Source organism: Cyanobium sp. ATX 6F1, assembly GCF_024346315.1.
GTDB lineage: Bacteria > Cyanobacteriota > Cyanobacteriia > PCC-6307 > Cyanobiaceae > ATX-6F1.
In genome coordinates this window covers 204,523-223,675 of record NZ_JAGQCS010000004.1, presented here as the reverse complement: position 1 = coordinate 223,675, position 19,153 = coordinate 204,523, and the positions used below count along the sequence as shown (strand labels likewise).

Annotated in this window: 16 protein-coding genes; 7 read left to right on the top strand and 9 right to left on the bottom strand. The window is 69.9% G+C overall.

The window, feature by feature from the left end; all coding sequences use genetic code 11:
• Window positions 1–2 precede the first annotated feature (2 nt).
• From mnmE to KBZ13_RS08010, 3 genes are all read right to left on the bottom strand, one after another.
• Window positions 3–1,403, bottom strand: coding sequence for a tRNA uridine-5-carboxymethylaminomethyl(34) synthesis GTPase MnmE (gene mnmE, locus KBZ13_RS08020; protein WP_255008044.1), 1,401 nt, complete (start codon window positions 1,401–1,403; stop codon window positions 3–5).
• A gap of 74 nt (window positions 1,404–1,477) precedes the next feature.
• Window positions 1,478–1,666 carry a hypothetical protein gene (locus KBZ13_RS08015; RefSeq protein ID WP_255008042.1) on the bottom strand — a complete coding sequence of 63 codons (189 nt, stop codon included), beginning with the start codon at window positions 1,664–1,666 and terminating at the stop codon, window positions 1,478–1,480.
• Window positions 1,667–1,757: 91 nt separating this feature from the next.
• Window positions 1,758–4,262 carry a RelA/SpoT family protein gene (locus KBZ13_RS08010; protein ID WP_255008040.1) on the bottom strand — a complete coding sequence of 835 codons (2,505 nt, stop codon included), beginning with the start codon at window positions 4,260–4,262 and terminating at the stop codon, window positions 1,758–1,760.
• A gap of 82 nt (window positions 4,263–4,344) precedes the next feature.
• Here KBZ13_RS08010 and KBZ13_RS08005 point away from each other — a divergent pair, with 82 nt between their 5' ends.
• A complete protein-coding gene (locus KBZ13_RS08005; RefSeq protein ID WP_255008038.1) occupies window positions 4,345–5,985 on the top strand; it encodes a dipeptide ABC transporter ATP-binding protein in 1,641 nt (546 codons plus the stop codon).
• Between the two features lie 37 nt (window positions 5,986–6,022).
• On the opposite strand, the gene KBZ13_RS08000 is transcribed toward KBZ13_RS08005, so the two are convergent.
• The 3 genes from KBZ13_RS08000 to KBZ13_RS07990 are packed head-to-tail and all read right to left on the bottom strand — an operon-like array spanning window position 6,023 to window position 8,315.
• Entirely contained in the window at window positions 6,023–6,967 is a 945-nt protein-coding gene (locus KBZ13_RS08000; RefSeq protein ID WP_255008036.1) for an RluA family pseudouridine synthase, read from the bottom strand.
• Entirely contained in the window at window positions 6,964–7,932 is a 969-nt protein-coding gene (ylqF, locus tag KBZ13_RS07995) for a ribosome biogenesis GTPase YlqF (RefSeq protein ID WP_255008035.1), read from the bottom strand. The genes KBZ13_RS08000 and ylqF overlap by 4 nt, the downstream gene beginning before the upstream one ends.
• On the bottom strand, window positions 7,932–8,315 hold the full coding sequence (locus tag KBZ13_RS07990) for a universal stress protein (RefSeq protein WP_255008210.1): 384 nt from the start codon (window positions 8,313–8,315) through the stop codon (window positions 7,932–7,934). The genes ylqF and KBZ13_RS07990 overlap by 1 nt, the downstream gene beginning before the upstream one ends.
• 99 nt (window positions 8,316–8,414) lie before the next feature.
• Here KBZ13_RS07990 and KBZ13_RS07985 point away from each other — a divergent pair, with 99 nt between their 5' ends.
• Window positions 8,415–9,620 (top strand): phosphoglycerate kinase, encoded by a 1,206-nt coding sequence (locus KBZ13_RS07985; RefSeq protein WP_255008033.1) that lies wholly within the window; start codon window positions 8,415–8,417, stop codon window positions 9,618–9,620.
• Window positions 9,621–9,699: 79 nt separating this feature from the next.
• Here KBZ13_RS07985 and KBZ13_RS07980 read toward each other — a convergent pair whose 3' ends face one another.
• On the bottom strand, window positions 9,700–10,155 hold the full coding sequence (locus tag KBZ13_RS07980; protein WP_255008032.1) for a hypothetical protein: 456 nt from the start codon (window positions 10,153–10,155) through the stop codon (window positions 9,700–9,702).
• Window positions 10,156–10,227: 72 nt separating this feature from the next.
• Between KBZ13_RS07980 and KBZ13_RS07975 the strand changes: the two genes are divergently transcribed.
• The gene (locus tag KBZ13_RS07975; RefSeq protein ID WP_255008030.1) at window positions 10,228–11,166 is read left to right on the top strand and encodes an NAD(P)-dependent oxidoreductase; all 939 of its coding nucleotides are present in this window, start codon (window positions 10,228–10,230) and stop codon (window positions 11,164–11,166) included.
• Here the strand turns inward: KBZ13_RS07975 and KBZ13_RS07970 are convergent.
• Window positions 11,156–11,941, bottom strand: coding sequence for a hypothetical protein (locus KBZ13_RS07970; RefSeq protein ID WP_255008029.1), 786 nt, complete (start codon window positions 11,939–11,941; stop codon window positions 11,156–11,158). The genes KBZ13_RS07975 and KBZ13_RS07970 overlap by 11 nt on opposite strands.
• 69 nt (window positions 11,942–12,010) lie before the next feature.
• On the opposite strand from KBZ13_RS07970, the gene KBZ13_RS07965 reads away from it, so the two are divergent.
• Complete coding sequence (locus KBZ13_RS07965) at window positions 12,011–13,093, top strand: UDP-N-acetylglucosamine--N-acetylmuramyl-(pentapeptide) pyrophosphoryl-undecaprenol N-acetylglucosamine transferase (protein WP_255008027.1); 1,083 nt, start codon at window positions 12,011–12,013, stop codon at window positions 13,091–13,093.
• Here the strand turns inward: KBZ13_RS07965 and KBZ13_RS07960 are convergent.
• Entirely contained in the window at window positions 13,077–14,171 is a 1,095-nt protein-coding gene (locus KBZ13_RS07960; protein ID WP_255008026.1) for a pyridoxal phosphate-dependent aminotransferase, read from the bottom strand. The two genes, KBZ13_RS07965 and KBZ13_RS07960, sit on opposite strands and share 17 nt — an antisense overlap.
• 47 nt (window positions 14,172–14,218) lie before the next feature.
• On the opposite strand from KBZ13_RS07960, the gene KBZ13_RS07955 reads away from it, so the two are divergent.
• Genes KBZ13_RS07955 through KBZ13_RS07945 form a run of 3 tightly spaced genes read left to right on the top strand, consistent with a single transcriptional unit; the run spans window position 14,219 to window position 19,151 of the window.
• Complete coding sequence (locus KBZ13_RS07955; protein WP_255008021.1) at window positions 14,219–15,157, top strand: AAA family ATPase; 939 nt, start codon at window positions 14,219–14,221, stop codon at window positions 15,155–15,157.
• A gap of 50 nt (window positions 15,158–15,207) precedes the next feature.
• Window positions 15,208–18,195: a Calx-beta domain-containing protein gene (locus tag KBZ13_RS07950; protein ID WP_255008019.1), complete on the top strand. Its 2,988-nt coding sequence runs from the start codon at window positions 15,208–15,210 to the stop codon at window positions 18,193–18,195.
• Window positions 18,192–19,151 (top strand): hypothetical protein, encoded by a 960-nt coding sequence (locus KBZ13_RS07945; protein WP_255008018.1) that lies wholly within the window; start codon window positions 18,192–18,194, stop codon window positions 19,149–19,151. Before KBZ13_RS07950 ends, KBZ13_RS07945 begins: the two co-directional genes overlap by 4 nt.
• Window positions 19,152–19,153 lie beyond the last annotated feature (2 nt).

Genomic DNA, 19,153 nt, shown 5'->3' with positions numbered 1-19,153 from the left:
CTTCATTTGCCGATGCAGAAGCGGGAAAAAATCCGATCGAGCACGGCTTCATTCACCTCCTCGCCGGTGATCGCCCCCAGGCTGCGCACCGCCTGGCGCAGGTCAATGGTCCAGAAGTCCCAGGGGAGGTCCTGATCAGCGGCCTCCAGGGATCGGCCCAGGGCGATGGAGGCCTCGGCGGCCAGATCCCGCTGGCGCTGGTTGAGGGCCACTTCCAACCCTGATCCAAGCGTCGCGCCGCATCGAGCCAGCAGCGCCGTCGCCAGGGCGCCCAGCCCCTCGCCCGCCAGGGCGCTGATTGCCAGATCCGCCGGGCCGGCGACCCCACCCCCAGCGGCCGCATCTGGCTGGACCGCATCCAGCTTGTTGCCCACCACCAGCAAGGGCACCCCCTCGGGCACCAGCGCCCGCAGGGCCCCATCAGCCTCGCCCCAACCTGCCGACAGGTCGAAGAGCAGCAACACGGCATCGGCGCTCGCCAGGGCCGAGCGGCTGCGTTCGATCCCCCGGCGCTCCACCGGGTCGTCGGTGGGGCGGATACCGGCCGTGTCGAGCAGGGTGATCGGCACCCCCTGGAGCACCAGTTCGCTCTCCACCAGGTCGCGGGTGGTGCCGGGCAGCTCGGTGACGATCGCCCGTTCGCTGCCGCTGAGGGCATTGAGCAGGCTGGATTTGCCCACGTTCGGGCGACCGATGATCGCCACCTTCAACCCCTCCCGCAGCACCCGGCCCTGGGCGGCCTCGGCCACCAGCGCGGCGAGTTCCCCCCTCACAGACTCCAGTTCCGCCACCACGGCGCCGCCCTCAAGGGGGGGCAGATCCTCTTCGAAATCGACGCGGGCCTCCAGCTCCGCCAATTGATCCAGCAGCCGGAAGCGCAGGGCGCCGATGCGCCGCTCCAGGCCGCCATCGAGGCCCGCCATCGCCAGTTGGGCCGCCCGGCGGCTGCGGGCGGTGATCAGCTCACTGAGCGCCTCGGCGCGGGTGAGGTCCAGGCGGCCGTTGAGGAAGGCCCGCTGGCTGAACTCCCCAGGCAGGGCACGCCGGGCCCCCGCCGCGAGCACCTGCTCCAGCACCCGGCCGACGGCCACCACCCCTCCATGGCAGTGGAACTCCACCACGTCCTCGCGGGTGAAGCTGCGGGGGGCGCGCATCAGCAGCAGCAGCGCCTCATCGAGGCGCTCACCGCTGCCGGGATCGATCACATGGCCGTAGAGCACCCGATGGCTCTCCCAGGCCTGGTCCCCAGGGGCCAGGAACAACCGGCGGGCGATCGGCTCAGCCCCAGCCCCGGAGACCCGCACGATCGCGACGCTGCCTACCCCCGGCGCCACGGCGGTGGCAACCGCAGCGATCGTGTCGGTGGCGCCGCCGCCGCTGGCGATGGTGTCCTCGCTCTTCAAGGGGGGCGTCCGCCGCACAACCCCCAGTGTCGGCTGGCGTCATCGCCGACGGCAGCCCCTCAGCCGACAGCCCCTCAGCCGGCAGAAGGCGTCGGGCAGAGCACCAGATCGATCTCCGGGCCGCTGGGGTGGCGCCACTCGCGGAATTCCGCCTCCAGGGCCTGGCATTCCGCCCCCTGATGGCTCAACTGCAGGTGCTCAAGGCGGAGATGCACCAGATCGAGGGTGTCATCCAGCAGGGCGGCGGCTTGCTCAGAGGTCATGGGACGCGACTCCTGAAATGGGTTGAGCCTGTCTAGCCAGCGCTTCCCGGAGCTGATGTGACCAAAGGCACGGCTTCAGGGGCTCCACACCTCAGCCGATGCCCGTGCGGCAGAGATCGAGCACATCCGCCATCGAGCGGATCTGGTCCATGGTGGTGCCCAGCTGGGCGGCACTGGTGAGTTCCACCCGCAGGTCGATGCGGGCCGGCTTGCCGGGGTTGGTGCGCACGCGCGCATCGCTGACGTTGATGCGGCTGTCGGAGAGGCGCGTGAGGATGTCTTTCAAGACCCCGACGCGATCGAGCACCTCGATGCGCAACTGCACCGGGTAACGGCGGCGCACGGGATCCACCAGGGGGTTCCAGCGCACCGGCAGCCGCCGGTCGACCGGCACCGGGCTGATGTTGGGGCAGTCCTGGCGATGGATGGTGATGCCGTGGTTGCCAAGGGCAACCGTGCCCAGGATCGCCTCCCCGGGCAGGGGGCTGCAGCAACCACCGATGCGGTATTCGAGCCCCTCGAGCCCCAGGATCGGGCTGGCGGTGGAGGTCTCGTTCGGCGCAGGGGCGCTCTCCGCCTGGGCCGACACCGTGCGAGCCAGTTCCTCGTTGCTGAGCACCGGAGCGGCCACCGCCGTGGCCAGGCGGATCTCCTCCCGCAGCCGGTTCACCACCTGCTGCAGGGTGACGCCCCCGAAGCCCAGGGAGGCCAGCAGATCGTCGGTGCCGATGAGGTTGCAGCGGCGGGCCACCTTGGCCATGGCCGGTCCGTTGAGCAGGGCATCGAAGCCGTCGCGGCCGAGTTCGCGCTCCAGCAGCTCCCGCCCGCGGAGGATGTTCTCCTCCCGGTGACTGCGCTTGTACCACTGGCGGATGCGGTTCCGCGCCGTGGGGGTGGCGACGAAGTTGAGCCAATCGAGGCTGGGGTGGGCCGACTTGGCGTTGAGGATCTGCACGAAATCGCCGTTCTGCAGCGGCGTGGCCAGGGGGCAGAGGCGGTCGTTGATGCGCACCCCCTGGCAGTGATTGCCCACCTCCGAGTGGATCCGGTAGGCGAAATCCACCGCCGTGGAACCTTTGCGCAACCCCACCACATCACCGCTGGGGGTGAACACAAACACCTCCTCATCGAACAGGTCTTCCTTGATCGAGGCCAGGTAGTCGCTGCTGTCGGCGCCGCCGTCGTCCTTCTGCCAGTCGACCAGCTGCCGCAGCCAGTTGAAGCGCTCGGTGTCGCCGGCGGCGGGGGAGCCCCCCTCCTTGTATTTCCAGTGGGCGGCGATGCCGTATTCGGCCACCTGGTGCATGTCGGCGGTGCGGATCTGCACCTCGATCGGCCGGTGGCGGCCGATCACCGCCGTGTGCAGGGATTGGTAGCCGTTGGGCTTGGGCAGACCGATGTAGTCCTTGAAGCGGCCGGGGATCGGGCGGAAGGTGTCGTGCACCACGGCCAGGGCGCGATAACAGGCCTCGTCGCTCGGGGTCAGGATGCGAAGGGCCGCCACGTCGTAGATCTCGTGGAAGGCCTTCTGCTGGCGCTGCATCTTGCTCCAGATGCCGTAGAGGTGCTTCGGCCTGCCGCTCACGTCACAGGCCTCCAACCCCACCGCCGCCAGCCGGTCGCGCAGCAGTTGCACGGTGACCGCCAGGCGATCCTCCCGGTCGCTGCGCTTGCTGGCCACCTGCTGCTGGATCTCGCGGAAGGCCTCGGGCTCGAGCACCTTGAAGGCCAGATCCTCCAGTTCCCACTTGAGCCGGCCGATCCCCAGCCGGTTGGCCAGGGGGCCGTAGATCTCGCGGGTCTCGCGGGCGATGCGCTGCTGCTTCTCCGGCGCCAGCGCCGCAATCGTGCGCATGTTGTGGAGCCGGTCGGCCAGCTTCACCAGCACCACCCGGATGTCGCTGGCCATGGCCAGGAACATGCGTCGCAGGTTCTCCGCCTGGGCCTCGGTGCGGTTGGTGAAATGGATGCCCCCCAGCTTGGTGACCCCCTCCACCAGCGCCCGCACCTCAGGGCCGAAATGCTGCTCGAGCTGCTCGGGGGTGACGCCTGTGTCCTCGACCACATCGTGGAGGAACCCGGCGGCGATCACGCTGGGGCTGGCACCGATCTCCCGCAACAGATCAGCGACCGCCACCGGATGAACGATGTAGGGCTCGCCGCTGGCCCGCATCTGACCGTCATGGAGCTGGTAGGCGAAATCGAAGGCGGCGGCCAGCAGGCGCTGATTGGCTGTTGCGAGCGGATGGGCTGTTGCGGGCGGATGAGCGGTTGCCGGCTGGGCCTCGCTGGCGGTGGCGGGAGCCCCGGGGGCGCGAGCTGGGGAAGACGGCTGGGACTGCTCCAAAGCGCGCCGCAGCCACTCCGGCAGCGGAATCGCGTAGTCGTCGGCGGAACGGCGCCCAGAGCCGAAGGCCACCACCAAGGTCCCGCTCACCGGGGGATGTCCAGCAGGCGCTTCGGCAGGGGGATCGACGCGATCGGCATCAACAACCGCCCGATCTTCCAGATCCCCATCGTCGAGAGCGAGATCTTCGGCGAGAAGATCGTCGGCGACAAGATCTTCGACAGCCGTGGCCTGGGCCGCTTCGAGCATTTCACCCTGCGGATTCATCCATCGTATTGGGGCGCCGAAACATTTGGCCGGATGTGCGGGTCCCGGCATCCAAGCTGGGGGAATGGCCACCATTTCCGCCACCGATCCGGTGTTGCTGATCCGCGATCTGGTGGTGCAGTACCCGCCCGCGGCCGGATCGGAGCGGGAAGCCTTGGTTCCCACCCTCGACGGCCTGAACCTGAGCCTGGCCCGGGGCGAGCGGCTGGCCCTGGTGGGCCCCTCGGGCTGCGGCAAGAGCACTGTGGCCCGGGCGGTGCTGCAGCTGCTGCCAAGCGGCAGCCGTTGCGAGGGCACCCTGCTGCTGGCGGGCACCGATCCGCGGCTGCTGCGGCAGGGGGCACTGCGCCAGCTCCGTGGTGAAGCCGTGGGGCTGGTCTTCCAGGACCCGATGACCCGGCTCAACCCGCTGCTCACGGTGGGGGAGCACCTGAACGACACCCTCGCGGCCCACCGCCCCCTGTGGAAACGCCGCCAGCGCCGGCAGCGCGCCGAGGAGCTCCTGGCCCGAGTCGGCATCGAGGCGGAGCGCTACGGCAGCTACCCCCATGAATTCAGCGGCGGCATGCGCCAGCGGCTGGCCATCGCCCTGGCCATGGCCCTGGAACCGCCCCTGGTGATCGCCGATGAGCCCACCACCAGCCTGGATGTGGCGGTGGCCGCCCAGGTGATGGCCGAACTCAGCCGCCTCTGCCAGGAGGCGGGCAGCGCCCTGCTGCTGATCAGCCACGACCTGGCGCTGGCGGGCCGCTGGTGCGATCGCATCGCCGTGCTCGATCAGGGCCGGCTGGTGGAGGAGGCCCCCGCCACCCAACTGCTCACCCGCCCCCGGGCCCCCCTCAGCCAGCGGCTGCTGGCGGCCGCCCGCGCCCGCGAGGGCACCCCCACCCCAGCCCCCAGCGAGGCACCGCTGCTGCTGGAGCTGGAGAACCTGCGCTGCTGGCACCCGCTGCCCTCATTGCCTTGGAACCCCCGTTGGCTCAAGGCCGTCGACGGGGTGAGCCTGCAGGTGCGCGAAGGGGAAACCCTCGGCGTGGTCGGGGCCTCGGGCTGCGGCAAGAGCACCCTCTGCCGGGCCCTGATGGGCCTGACGCCGGTGCGGGGCGGATCGGTGCGGCTGCAGGGCCAGGACCTGCTGGCGCTGCGGGGCCGCCTGAGGCGCCGGGCCCGGCGGCGCATTCAGATGGTGTTCCAGGACCCCCTGGCCTGCCTCAACCCGGCCATGGCCGTGGGGGAGGCGATCGCCGATCCCCTTCTGATCCACGGTCTGGCGGGCCGCGCCGAAGCCCGGGCCAGGGCGCGCGCCCAGCTGGCGGCGGTGGGGCTCTCCCCGCCGGAGCGCTACGAGCGGCGCCTGCCCCGGGAGCTCTCGGGGGGGCAGCAGCAGCGCGTGGCGATCGCCCGCGCCCTGATGCTCGAGCCCCGGGTGCTGCTCTGCGATGAGAGCGTGAGCATGCTCGACGCCGAGGTGCAGGCGGAGGTGCTGGAGTTGTTGCGCTCCCTCCAGCAGCGCCTGGGGCTGGCGATGGTGTTCGTCACCCACGACCTGGCCTTGGCCAGCGGTTTCTGCCAGCGGCTGATCGTGCTGGAGGGGGGCAAGATCGTGGAGCAGGGGCCGGGCGATCAGCTGCTGGAGCATCCCCAGGCAGCCATCACCCGGGCCCTGGTGGAGGCCTCCCCGCGGTTGCCGTCGCTGGCCACTTGAGCACGGGCTCCCTGGCCCCCTGGATCCCGGCCGGCGCTCAGACGCTGCGCAGCTTCGCCAGCAGGCGCTCGAATGCCGCCGGCAAAGGCGCTTCGAACACCAGGCGCTCGTGGCTGATCGGATGGTCGAGCCCGAGCTGCACCGCATGCAAGGCCTGGCCCGCCAACGGAACCGGCAGTTTGCGGCAACGGCCATAGGTGGCATCCCCGACGATCGGGTGGCCGATGTGGGCGCAGTGGACGCGGATCTGGTGGGTGCGGCCGGTGTCGAGCTTGAAGCGCAGCAGGGAGTAATCGCCCAGCCGCTCCAGCAGCTGCCAGTGGGTGCAGGCATGGCGCCCGGAGGCCTCGGCCACCACGGCGTACTTCTTGCGATCCACCGGGTGGCGCCCGATCGCCCCCACCACCGTGCCCCGCTCGGCGCCCGGGGCCCCATGCACCACCGCCAGGTACTCCCGTGAGGCCACGCGGCTCTGGATCTGGCCCTGCAACTTCACCAGGGCCTCCTGGCTCTTGGCCACCACGATGCAGCCCGTGGTGTCCCTGTCGAGGCGGTGCACGATCCCCGGGCGCAGTTCGCCGCCGATGCCCGGCAGATCAGGGCAGTGGTGCAGCAGGGCGTTCACCAGGGTGCCGTCCCTGTTGCCCGGGGCCGGGTGCACCGTGAGCCCGGCGGGCTTGTTGAGCACGATCAGGTGTTCGTCCTCGAAGAGCACATCCAAGGGGATGTCCTGGGGCAGCAGATAGGGCAGGGGCTCCGGGGGCGGCATCCACAGCTGCACCGCATCGCCCTGGCGCAGGGGGGTCTTGGCGCGGCCGGTGACGCCGTTGACCCGCACGTAACCGGCATCGATGAACTTCTGGATCCGGGCGCGGCTCTGCTCGGGCCGCTGGCTCACCAGCCAGCGGTCCAACCGCATCGGCAGCGGCTTGGGGTACTCAAGCGTCAGCAGCTCCCCCTCCCCCTCGCCGAAGCCGCTCACGCCCCGGCCACCTCCATCCCGGCGGGCTCCAGCTCCGCCGGAGGGAGCTCTGCAGGCGGCGCTTCAAGCACCGGCTCCGGTGGCAGTTCCAGGGCGATCGGCCCCAGCACGCCGCGGCGGAAGTCATCCAGCAGGCGCTGGGCCTGGCGGGCCGTGTCGCCGCTGGTGTGGCGGGCGGCGGCGGCCTCCAGCCACTCGGCCCCATCGGCATGGGCGGCCGGGGCCGCCACGCCATAGCGCCGCTGGAGCAAGCCGGCGGCGATGCCGTTGGCGGGATCGAGCTCCAGCTTCTCCAGCAAGCGCAGAAACGCCCGCGCCACCGCCTCGCCGTCGTAGGCCGCCTGGCCGATGTCGTCGCAGAGGGCCAGCAGCAGGGCCGCCCGCTGGTCTTCGAGCCGGGGCGGCAGCACGCCGGGGGCATCGAGCAGATCCAGGGCCTGGCCCAGGCGCACCCAGCGCAGGGTGCGGGTGACCCCGGCCCGGCGGGCGCTGTCCACGACCTTCTGGCGCACGAGCCGGTTGATCAGCGCCGATTTGCCCACGTTGGGGAAGCCCAGCATCAGCGCCCGCACCGGCCGCGGACGCATGCCCCGACCGGCCCGGCGGGCATTGAGCTGCTCTCCGGCGCGAATCGCCGCCTCCTGCAGCTGCTTGACGCCCGTGCCCACCTTGGCGTCGCACCACCAGGGGGTCTCACCGCGGGCGCGGAACCAGCGATCCCAGGCGATCCGGGCCGCCTCCGGCACCATGTCACGGCGGTTGATCACCAGCAGCCGCTGCTTGCCGTCGGTCCAGCGTTTGAGACGGGGATGGCCGGTGGAGAGGGGAATGCGGGCATCCCGCACCTCGATCACCAGGTCGACCTTGGCCAGCTGAGCCTTGAGCTGGCGCTCGGCTCGGGCGATGTGGCCGGGGTACCACTGGATCGCCGGCGCGCGGCCGCCGGCCTCCCCTGGGCCATCCATCAGGGCACCACCAGCACCGGACAGGGGGCGAGCTGGATCACCCGGGCGGCGGTGCTGGGAACGTCGGCCTCCACGGTCAGCCCCCGGGTGCCCATCACGATCAGATCGGCGTTGATCTCATCGGCCACATCACAAATCACGAAGGCCGGCTTGCCCTGCCGCTCGATCACCTGGGTGGGTACCCCCGCCTCCACGAAGCTGCTGCGGGCCTGCTCCAGCAGCTGGGCCACGGCCTCGGGGTCGTGCATCGCCCCGGGTTCCTCCTCCACCACCGAGAGCACCACCAGGTGGCTTTCATGCTGCCGGGCCAGCTTCAGGGCCGTGGCAACCGCGTCCAGGGCCTGGCGGCTCTGATCAATGGGGAACAGCACCGTTTCAAACATCGCCACGCTCCCGGGTGCCCTTGTCCTAGCGCCCGGGGCCGCCGGCGGCAGAAGGCTGAGGGTTAATGTCGCCCATCCTTTACCCCGAAACCCTCCCCCATGGCGAAGCGCTCCCTGACCAGCCTCACCGCCGACGACCTGCGCGGCAAGCGTGTCCTGGTCCGGGTGGACTTCAACGTACCGCTTGATGATCAGGGGGGGATCACCGACGACACCCGCATCCGCGCCGCCCTGCCCACGATCAACGACCTCTCTGGCAAGGGCGCCCGGGTGATCCTGGCCGCTCACTTCGGACGTCCCAAGGGCCAGGTGAACGAGGCCATGCGCCTCACCGCCGTCGCTGCGCGGCTGAGCGAACTGCTGGGCAAGCCGCTGGTGAAGACCGAGAGCTGCATCGGCCCCGACGCCGAGGCGAAGGTGGCCGCCCTGGCCGACGGTGACGTGCTGCTGCTGGAGAACGTGCGCTTCTTCGCCGAGGAGGAGGCCAACGACCCCGGCTTCGCCGCCAAGCTCGCCGCTCTGGCCGACGTTTATGTGAACGACGCCTTCGGCGCCGCCCACCGCGCCCACGCCTCCACCGCGGGCGTGACCGCTTACCTGAAGCCCTGCGTGGCCGGTCTGCTGATGGAGAAGGAACTGCAGTATCTGCAGGGTGCCGTCGATGAGCCCAAGCGCCCCCTGGCGGCGATCGTGGGCGGCTCCAAGGTGAGCAGCAAGATCGGTGTGCTTGAAGCCCTGATCGACAAGTGCGACAAGGTGCTGATCGGCGGCGGCATGATTTTCACTTTTTACAAGGCGCGCGGCCTGGCGGTGGGCAAGAGCCTGGTGGAAGAAGACAAACTCGAGCTGGCCAAGGAGCTGGAGGCCAAGGCCAAGGCCAAGGGCGTTCAGCTGCTGCTGCCCACCGATGTGGTCCTGGCCGACAACTTCTCCCCCGACGCCAACAGCCAGATCACATCGATCGAGGCCATCCCCGATGGCTGGATGGGCCTCGACATCGGACCCGATTCGATCCAGGCCTTTCAGGCCGCCCTGGCTGACTGCAAGACGGTGATCTGGAACGGCCCGATGGGCGTGTTCGAGTTCGACAAGTTCGCCGCCGGCACCAACGCCATCGCCCACACCCTGGCGGGCCTGAGCGCCACCGGCTGCTGCACGATCATCGGTGGCGGTGACTCCGTGGCCGCCGTGGAGAAAGTGGGGGTGGCCGAGCAGATGAGCCACATCTCCACCGGCGGCGGCGCCAGCCTGGAGCTGCTGGAGGGCAAGGTGCTGCCCGGCGTGGCGGCCCTTGATGAGGCCTGATCTGAGCGCGGGTTGAGGCCCTCCCGCCCGATCAGCTGAGCCATGGGATCAGCTGGGCTCAGCTCAATCCACCTCGGCCTCACCAGACGGGATTTCCGGCACCCTCAGGGCCAGAGCCAGTCCGCTTTTGGCCATTCCAGCGGCGCGGCTGCGGGGCCGGCAGACCCAGGCGTTGGTACAGCGCGGTCACCTCGGCGCGCTTGCGCTCCATCAGCTCCCGCTGGGCGGAGCGCTCCTGCTGCTGGCACGTGCGCAGGCCATCGAGATCCCTGGCGCCTGAGAGGCAGCGTTCGCTCTGCTGGAGCAACGCGATCCGCTCGGAGGCGGTGCGCAGGGCCATGGATTTACGGCCGCTGAACAGCCCCTCGCGCTGGGCGGGGGTGAGATTGAGGGCCTCTTGGCGTGGGCCCATGGACCCCTGGGGTGTGGGGGCGGTCTGGGCCTGGGCGCCCCCCAGTTGCAGGGCCAGGGCGAGGGCGGCCGCCACCGGTGGCAGCAGCAGGCGTTGAACGGAAACGGAAGAAAAGGCGCGCATGGTGTTGGGCTGGATGACTTCGCCATCCTGTGGAACCCATCCGACTGAATCCCTACCGGGGCCGCGGCGTCCATGACCGAATCTTCCTGGCCCCCGGGCCCCAACGCCCAGAACCCACTGAGCGTGGCCTTTCTTGGCCTTGGAGCCCTGGGCGAACCGATGGCCGCCAACCTGCTGGCGGCGGGCTTTGCGCTCACGGTCCACAACCGCACCCGGGAGCGGGAGGAGCCCCTGGCGGCCAGGGGCGCCCGGCGGGCGGCCACGGCGGCGGCGGCGGCGGCCGACGCCGACCTGCTGGCGATCTGCGTCAGCGATGGCCCCGATGTGGAGGCGGTGCTGTTCGGAGCGGACGGGGCGGCCGAGGGCCTGCGGCCCGGCGCCCTGGTCGTGGATTTCTCCAGCATCGATCCGGCCGTCAGCCAGCAGCTGGCGGCGCGGCTGCGGCTGTTGGGGGTGGCTTACCTCGATGCCCCGGTGACCGGTGGCACCGAAGGGGCCCGCGCCGGCAGCCTCTCGGTGCTCGTGGGCGGCGAGCCGGCCGACCTGGAGCGGGCCCGGCCCCTGCTGGAGGTGGTGGGGGGGCGCCTCACCCACTTCGGGCCGGTGGGCGCGGGCCAGCAGGCCAAGGCCGTGAACCAGGTGCTGGTGGCGGGCAGCTACGCGGCGGTGGCAGAAGCCCTCGCCCTCGCCCGGCGCCTGGGGCTACCGCTGGAGCTGGTGGTGGAGGCCCTCAAGGGCGGCGCGGCGGGATCGTGGGCCCTGGAGCACCGCTCGGGCGCCATGCTGCGGGGCCACTTCCCCCTCGGCTTCAAGCTCGCTCTGCACCGCAAGGACCTCACCATCGCCCTGGCCGCCGCCGCTGCCCAAGAGCTGGAGCTGCCGATCAGCGCCAGGGTGGCCGCGATGGAGGACAAGCTGATCGAGGCTGGCTTCGGCGAGGAGGATCTGGCCGCCCTGGCCCGCTGGTACGGGCAGGATCTGGGAGAGGGCCAGGGGCCGCTCAGAGCTTGAGGGCCGCCGAACTGCTCACCACCCGCACCCTTTTGCTGGCGCTGATGATGCCATTGGGATGCACGAGCAGCACTGCCCAGGTCTGGCCGCCGGGCTGATCGGGGGCCAGCACCGTTTTGAACAGGCCACCACCACCGAGGGCCGAGAGGCGCATCTCGGGGCTTTCCTGGGCCTCCACCTGCTGGGGAGTGACCGCCGCGATGCCGCCGGCGGCCACCGCCCCATTGAGGGGTTCGTCGAAGACCACATCCACGTCGTAGCGCTGGCCGGTGAGCACCGCATCGGGGATCAGCAGGCTCACCTTCAGATCGGCGCTGCCGCTGCGCAGGATCGAGTTCTCCTTGAGCAGCTCCTGGGCCGTGATCCGGGATCCACTGCTGGTGACCGCCAGCACCTGTTCCGCCAACAGGCGATAGGCAAAGGGCCCTTCGCTGCGGCTGCCGGTGACGCGCAGGGTGAGGCTGCTGCGGCCATCGGCCAGGGGCGGACCGCTCAGCACCTGCCAGCGGGCGTCGGGGAAACGCTCCTTGAAGCTGCGGCGACGGCCCTCGATCGACGCTGGCACCAGCCCAACACCGGGCTCCAGCACGGCGGCCAGGGCGCCAGGGGCCTCGCTGTTGAGGGCCGCCTCCAGACTCTGCAAGGCAGGCGGCAGCGGCGCCAGCTCGGCGCTGATCCTGGCAGGGGCGGCCGCCTGGGCAGCCCTCGGTGCCGCCGGCAGAGCCAGGGCCGCGGCGGCCAGCAGGGCAGCGAGCCAGGGGCGAAGCAGCGACATGGAGCGCAACGGGGGTGACCCTTAAGTTAGGCGCGCTCCCCCGCGCCAGCGGCGCTTCAACTGACTTCCATGACGAGGCTTCTGATCGCCGCCAGCGGCACCGGGGGCCATCTCTTCCCCGCCCTGGCGGTCGCCGATGCCCTGCCGTCGAACTGGTCGGTGCGCTGGTTGGGGGTGCCGGACCGGCTGGAGAGGGAGCTGGTGCCCAGCCGCTACCCGCTGCACACCGTGCGGGCGGGCGGCCTCCAGGGCCGGGGCCTGCGCAAGCTCTGCCAACTGCTCCGGCTGCTGCTGGCCAGCCGTGACGTGCGCCGGCTGATCCGGCGGGAGCGGATTGAGCTGGTGTTCAGCACCGGCGGCTACATCGCCGCCCCGGTGATCCTGGCGGCCAGAAGCTGCGGCGTGCCAGTGGTGCTGCACGAATCCAACGGCGTGCCTGGGCGGGTGACGCGGTTGCTGGGGCGGCTGTGCACGCGGGTGGCGGTGGGGCTGCCCGAGGCCCAGCGGCGGCTGCCCCAATGCCACCCCCTGCTCACGGGCACCCCCGTGCGCCGAGCCTTCCTGGAGCCCGCCGCGCTTCCGGCCTGGGTGCCCCCTGGGGAGGGCCCGCTGCTGCTGGTGATGGGCGGCAGCCAGGGGGCCGTGGGGCTCAACCGGATGCTGCGACCCCTGCTCCCCGCCCTGCTGGAAGCCGGTGTGCGGGTGGTGCACCTCAGCGGCAGCAGCGACCCGGAGGCGGGCCGTTTCCAGCAGCCGCTCTACCTGGAGCGCCCCTTCAGCGATGACATGCCAGGCCTGCTGCAGCACGCCGATCTGGTGATCAGCCGCGCCGGCGCCGGCAGCCTGGCCGAGCTGGCGGTGAGCGGGGCGCCCGCGATCCTGGTGCCCTTCCCCCAGGCCGCCGACCGCCACCAGGACGCCAATGCGGCGGCGGCGGCGGCCCTGGGGGCGGCGGTGATCGTCTGGCAGCACCCGCCGGAGCAGAAGGCCCTGGGCGAGGCGATCTGGCATCTGTTGGGGCCGCGGCTGCGGGGGGTCGATGGCGCCGCCGACCCCCTGCTCAGCCTGCGGCAGGGCATGGAGCGCCTGGCGGTGCGCGATGCCGACCAGCGGCTGGTGGCCCTGCTGGCGGAGCTCAGGCCCCCTGCCTGAGCTCCCAGGCCAGGGCCCGCAGGATCCGCCCGTTGCCGCCGCGGTTTTGGAGGCCGATCCGCAGCCACTCGGGGCCCAGCCCCTCGAAGGAGCGACCATCGCGCAGCAGCACCCGGTGCTGGCGCTCCAGCCGCTCGCGCAGGGGCACCAGGGAACTCTCTCCACGCACCAGCAGGAAATTGGCGGCCGATGGCAAGGGATAGAGCCCGCTCAAGGCCGCCAAGCGCTGGCGCAGCCACGGCCCCTCGGAGCCCACCCAGCGGCGCACCCGCCGGGGCCAGCGGCCATCAGCCAGCAAGGCCTCCCCAGCGGCAGCGGCCAGGGCGTTCACCGGCCAGGGGTCCCGCCAACCGCTCCAGCGCCCCAGCCGCTCCGGCGCGGCCACGGCGTAGCCCAAGCGCAGGCCCGCAATCGCAAACAGTTTGGTGAGGCTGCGGATCACCACCAGGTTGGGGTGATCGGCCACCAGGGGGATGAGCGATTCGCACTCGCCTCCTGGCACCAGGGGCAGAAAAGCCTCATCGACGATCACCAGGGCAAAGCGCCCCAGCAGCGCCTCGAGGCTGGCGCGCGACCACAGCTGGCCGGTGGGGTTGTGGGGGTTGGTCACCCACAGCACCTCGGCGGGGGCCAGCGCGGGGCCCGGATCCGGAAACGCCTGGGGCCAGGCGTCGGGCCACTCCAGGGCCAGGGGCAGCCGCCGCCAGGCGCCCCCCCAGCAAGCCAGGGCGCGTTCGTAGTCGGCGAAGCCCGGCGCAGGCAGCACGCTGACACCAGCGGCCGCGGCCTCCCGCGCCACCCAGGTGAACAGCTCGGCGGCGCCGTTACCGGGCAGCACCTGAGCCGGCTCCAGGTCATGGAGGCGGGCGATTGCCCCGCGCAGGGAGGCGTAGGTGCGGTCGGGGTAGGCCCGCAGCGGCGCGGACCGCAGGGCCCGCAGCAGGGCGGCGGGGGGCGCGAAGGGCACCAGGGAGGCGCTGGCATCCAACAGCTGGTCGGGGCGGCAGCCCAGGCGGCGGGCGGTGGCCGCCAGGTTGCCGCCGTGGCGCTCGATCGGTTCGGAGCCTGCGCTGGACACGGATCGGGGCGGCAACACCCCTAGCCTGACGCCACCTGCGCCGGTCCATGAGTTCCCTGGTCTCCGTCGTGGCCCAGATCAGTCGGGTGCTGCTCGGCAAGGAACGCCAGGTGCAGCTGGCCGTGAGCGCTCTGGTGGCCGGCGGGCACCTGCTGTTCGAAGACCTGCCCGGCATGGGCAAGACCACCCTCGCCGAGGCCCTGGCCCGCAGTTTCGGCCTGGATTTCCGCCGGGTGCATTTCACCAGCGATCTGCTGCCGGCCGATCTCACCGGCATCCGTCTGTTCGATCAGACCCAGGGGAGCTTCCGCTTTGAGCCGGGCCCGCTGTTTGCCCAGGTACTGCTGGCGGACGAGATCAACCGGGCCAGCCCCCGCACCCAGAGCGCCCTGCTGGAGGCGATGGCGGCCGGTCGGGTGAGCGTGGATGGCACCAGCCACCCGCTGCCCCAGCCCTTCTTCGTGATCGCCACCCAGAACGGCCTCGATCAATCCGGCACCGCCCCGCTGCCGGAATCCCAGCTCGACCGCTTCTTGATGCGGCTCAGCCTGGGCTTCCCGGCTCGGGAGGCGGAACGGGCGTTGCTGGCGGGTGAGGGCCTGGCGCTGACCGATCTGCCCACCTTGCTGAGCCCGCAGCAACTCCAGGAGGAACAGGCGCGCTGCCGCCGTCAGCACGCCTCGCCGGCCCTGCTGGATTACGTGCTCGATCTGGTGGCCCAGAGCCGCAAGGCGGGGCCCGGAACCGGGAACCTTGCCGGGAACTTTGCCGGCAGCAGTGCGGCGCTCTCACCCCGGGCGGCCCAGGGGTTGCTGCAGGCGGCCCGGGCCTGGTCGCTGATCGAGGGTCGCGATTTCGTCAAACCAGGCGACGTGCAGGCGGTGTTCGCGGCGGTGTGTGAACACCGCCTCGATGGGGGCGAGCCCCGGGGGGCGGAAGGCACCCTCAGCCGCCCGTTGCTGGAGGCGGTGGATGGCGTGCGTTAGGGGAGCACCAGCAGTAGTTTGAGGTTCACGGTGAACCTGATCGCAAGGCCATGGCGCGCACCACTGCAACGGTTGACTGGCTGCTCGATCAGCTCAACCCTGGAGGCTCCGGGCGTAGCCGCCGCGACCCGATCAGCCTCGGCGGCCTCGACACCAATCCCCTGGCTGGGGTGGGCGATCAGCGATTCGCCCGGGAGGATCCAATCACCGGCAGCGACGCCCCCCTCCCTCCGCTCAGCACACCGCCGCGGCCCTTCGAGAGCCTGACGCAGCCGCTCCTGGCCGTGGACAAGGCCTCCCCGACGCCACCGCTGGCGGCTGAGAATCGTCCCGATGCGATTCCCGAGGCCGGTGGCTGGGCCCCCTCCGGCGCGCTGACGTCCCACACCGCTTCAGCCCAGTTCAAGGCGGCTGAACCCAGCGTCTGCCGCTGCCCGGCCTGCTCCACTCTCCGCGTCAGTGGCGGCGCCGTCGAAGCCGCCACAACGGCCGTGGCCGCCGCCGGCACGGTGGCGTCCCTCAGCCTGCTCGACACCTTCAAGCTCCACAGCAACCCCCTGGCGACAAAGTCGATCTACCTGGACTTCGATGGCCATCTGATTCCGGCTGGATCCGCCTGGAGCAACGGCTACAACGGCGGCAACGCCATCAACGCCCCCGCTTGGTCGATCGATGCTGATCCCAACAACTTCAACGATCAGGAACGGGCACTGATCCAGAAAATCTGGCAACGGGTGGCCGAAGACTTCGCACCATTCAACATTGATGTCACCACGGAGTATCTCGGCGAGGCCTTTCTCACACGAAGCAGCATCGGCGACCAGATCTACGGCACCCGTGCCTTAATCAGCCCGATCAGCAGCTACTTCGGAAACTACGGAGGCATCGCCTATGTGAATGTCTTTGACTCCGTTGGCGACACTTACAAACCAGCTCTTATCTTCCCGGAGAATCTCGGGCCCAACGGTGAAAAATACATTGCCGAAGCCATCAGCCATGAGGTTGGGCACAACCTCGGCCTGAGCCATGACGGCACCGCCACCCAGGGCTACTACAGCGGCCAGGGATCGGGCGAAACCGGTTGGGCACCGATCATGGGCGTTGGTTATTACCAGCCCCTCAGCCAGTGGAGCAAGGGTGAGTACATCGGGGCGAACCAAAAGCAAGATGATCTTGCGATCATCGCCAGCCAGAGCACTTACCGGTCTGATGCCTCAGGTAATACTGCCGCAACCGCAAGTTCCCTGGGAGTGAACGGATCAAATGCCACCTATGCCTCTCTGGTGGATGTCTTTCAATTCGGAATCATCGAAACCCGGAGCGATCTGGACTGGTACGGATTCACCACCGGAGTCGGCACAATCTCCTTCTCAGTTGGGAGCATCACCCAGGCCTTCATCAATACCGGTGGCAGTTATCTGAGCAGCTACGTCACGGCTCCTGGCGGCAGCACCAACCTGGACATCTGGGCAGGCCTCTACGCATCAAACGGCACTAAATTGTATGAATCCAATCCCCAGTATGGCCTGGGAGCCAGCTTCAGTTACGACATCTCCATCGCTGGCACCTATTACCTCGCCATCGATGGGGTCGGTGAAGGTAATCCCCTGATGACCGGCTACAGCGATTACGGCAGCCTGGGCCAGTACCTGATCAGCGGCACGATCGTGGCCACGGCGGCCCTACCCGGGATCGTCGTCACTCCCACCTCCGGGCTCACCACAACTGAAGCGGGCGGCACAGCGAGCTTCAGCGTCGTGCTCGCCAGCGCACCGACGGCCAATGTGAGCATCAGCGTCAGCAGCACCAAGACCAACGAAGGCACGCCCGATAAGTCGACTCTCACTTTCACCACCAGTAACTGGAACGTCGCCCAGACCGTCATCGTCACCGGAGTCGACGATCAACTGGTCGATGGCCCCCAGCCCTACGCGGTGACCCTGACCAGTGCCTCCGGAGATTCCGCCTACCAGGGCGTGAGCAGCAGCGTCAGCCTCACCAACCTCGACAACGATCTGCCGGTGCTGAGCCTCTCGTCCGCCCAGACCATGGTCGAGGGACTGAACACCAGCGTTACCTACACCGTCAGCCTCTCGTCGGCAAACCCCGCCGGTGTGACGACAACAGTGAGCTACGCCACCGCCACCGCCAACGGCACCGCCACCGCCGGCTTCGACTACACCGCCACCAGCGGCAGCCTCAGCTTCGCCGCCGGCGAAACGTACAAGACCATCACCGTCGCCCTGCTCAACGACAACAGCTACGAAGCCGACGAAAGCTTCACCCTCAGCCTCTCGGCTCCCACCAATGCTGCCCTGGGGACCCCCAGCAGCGTCACCACCACCCTCACCGACACCCTGGTGGCCACAAGCACCACCACCTTGGCCGCTGGTATCGAGAACCTCAGCCTGAGCGGCAACGCCGCCATCGACGGCACGGGCAACAGCGGCGCCAACGTGATCACAGGCAACATCGCCGCCAACCTGCTCAAGGGCGGCGGCGGCCTCGACACGCTCACCGGCCTTGACGGCACCGACAGCTTCGACCTGAGCGGAATCAGTAGCGCCGCCAACCGCTGCACGATCACCGATTTCAACCTCGACCCTGTCACGGGAGAGACCATCCGCCTCTCCGACAGCCTCACCAGCCGCAGCGGCAGCAGCGCCAGCCTGGCCAGCATCAGCGGGGCCACCACCAGCTACAACCTGAATACCGGCCCTACGGGCAGCGACATCTTCGCCTTCAACTTCGATTCCTCCGCAACCTTGGCGGGCGTCACCAATGGGACGGCCCTGCTGGATGGCCTGATCGGGAGCGGCAGCGCCACGCTGAAAACCAGCACCAGAGGCGGCAAGGGCTATCTGCTCGCCTACGACAACGACAACGCCTTCCTCTACGCCTTCAACGCCGGTGGTGGCAATTCCACCAACTCCACCACGGTGAGCGCCAACGAAATCGCCCTGATCGGCACCTTCGACAACATCAGCGCGATCAATCCCGTTGATGCCTTCGTGCAGAGCAACTTCAACCTGGTTTGAGCCCCCGTCCCGCCGCAGCGGCGCCCCGTGAGCGCTTCCCCGATCGCCTGATCCGGCCCCGGGGAGGCCCGGAGTTGCTGCTGGGCCTGCGCAACCTCTACATCTTGCCGACGCGGTTCGGCTGGCTCTGGCTGCTGAGCTGCCTGGTGCTCTACCTGCTGGGAATCAATGGCGGCAGCAACGGCCCGCTGCTGCTGGGGTTTCTGGGCACGGGACTGTTCCTGATCAGCCTGCACCTCACCCAGTTCAACCTGCAGGGGCTGCGCCTGCGCTGCGGCGAACCGGCGGGGGGCTTCGCCGGCGAGCCCCTGGCCTACCCACTGCAGCTCAACAGCCGAGTGAACCGCTACGGCGTCCAGATCCAGTTCAGGGCCAGCGGCGGGCCGATCACGACGCTGACGGTGCCAGCAGGGGACGAAACGATCGCCGTGGCCTGGAGTTCCCCCCAGCGGGGGGAGCAGCGCCCGGGGCGACTGCGGATCTGGTCCACGGCGCCCCTGGGGTTGTTCCACTGCTGGAGCGTCTGGGAGCCGAGCGCTCCCCAGCTGGTCTACCCCCAGCGGCTGAATGGGCCGGTGGCGGTGGTGGGCGAAGGGGAGAAGGCGGCGGATCAGGCCGCCAGCCAGCGCAACGCCCATGGAAGCGAGGACTGGAGCGAGCTGCGACCCCATCGGCCCCAGGAGGGTCTGGCGCGGCTGGCCTGGAAACAGCTGGCCCGCAGCGGCGGCCGCTACAGCAAGCGCTTCGAGGATCCCGAACCCCGCCACGGGCTGCTCGCCCCCCACCCGGACGCCCCCTGGGAGCGGGCCCTGAGCCAGCTGAGCGCGCGCATTGCCCAGCTCGGCCAGGGCAACGAGGCCTATGGGCTGCGGTTGGGGGAGCTCACCATCCCCATGGGCAGCGGCAAGGCCCACCGGGACCGCTGCCTGCGGGCCCTCGCCCTGGCCCGGCTGTGATC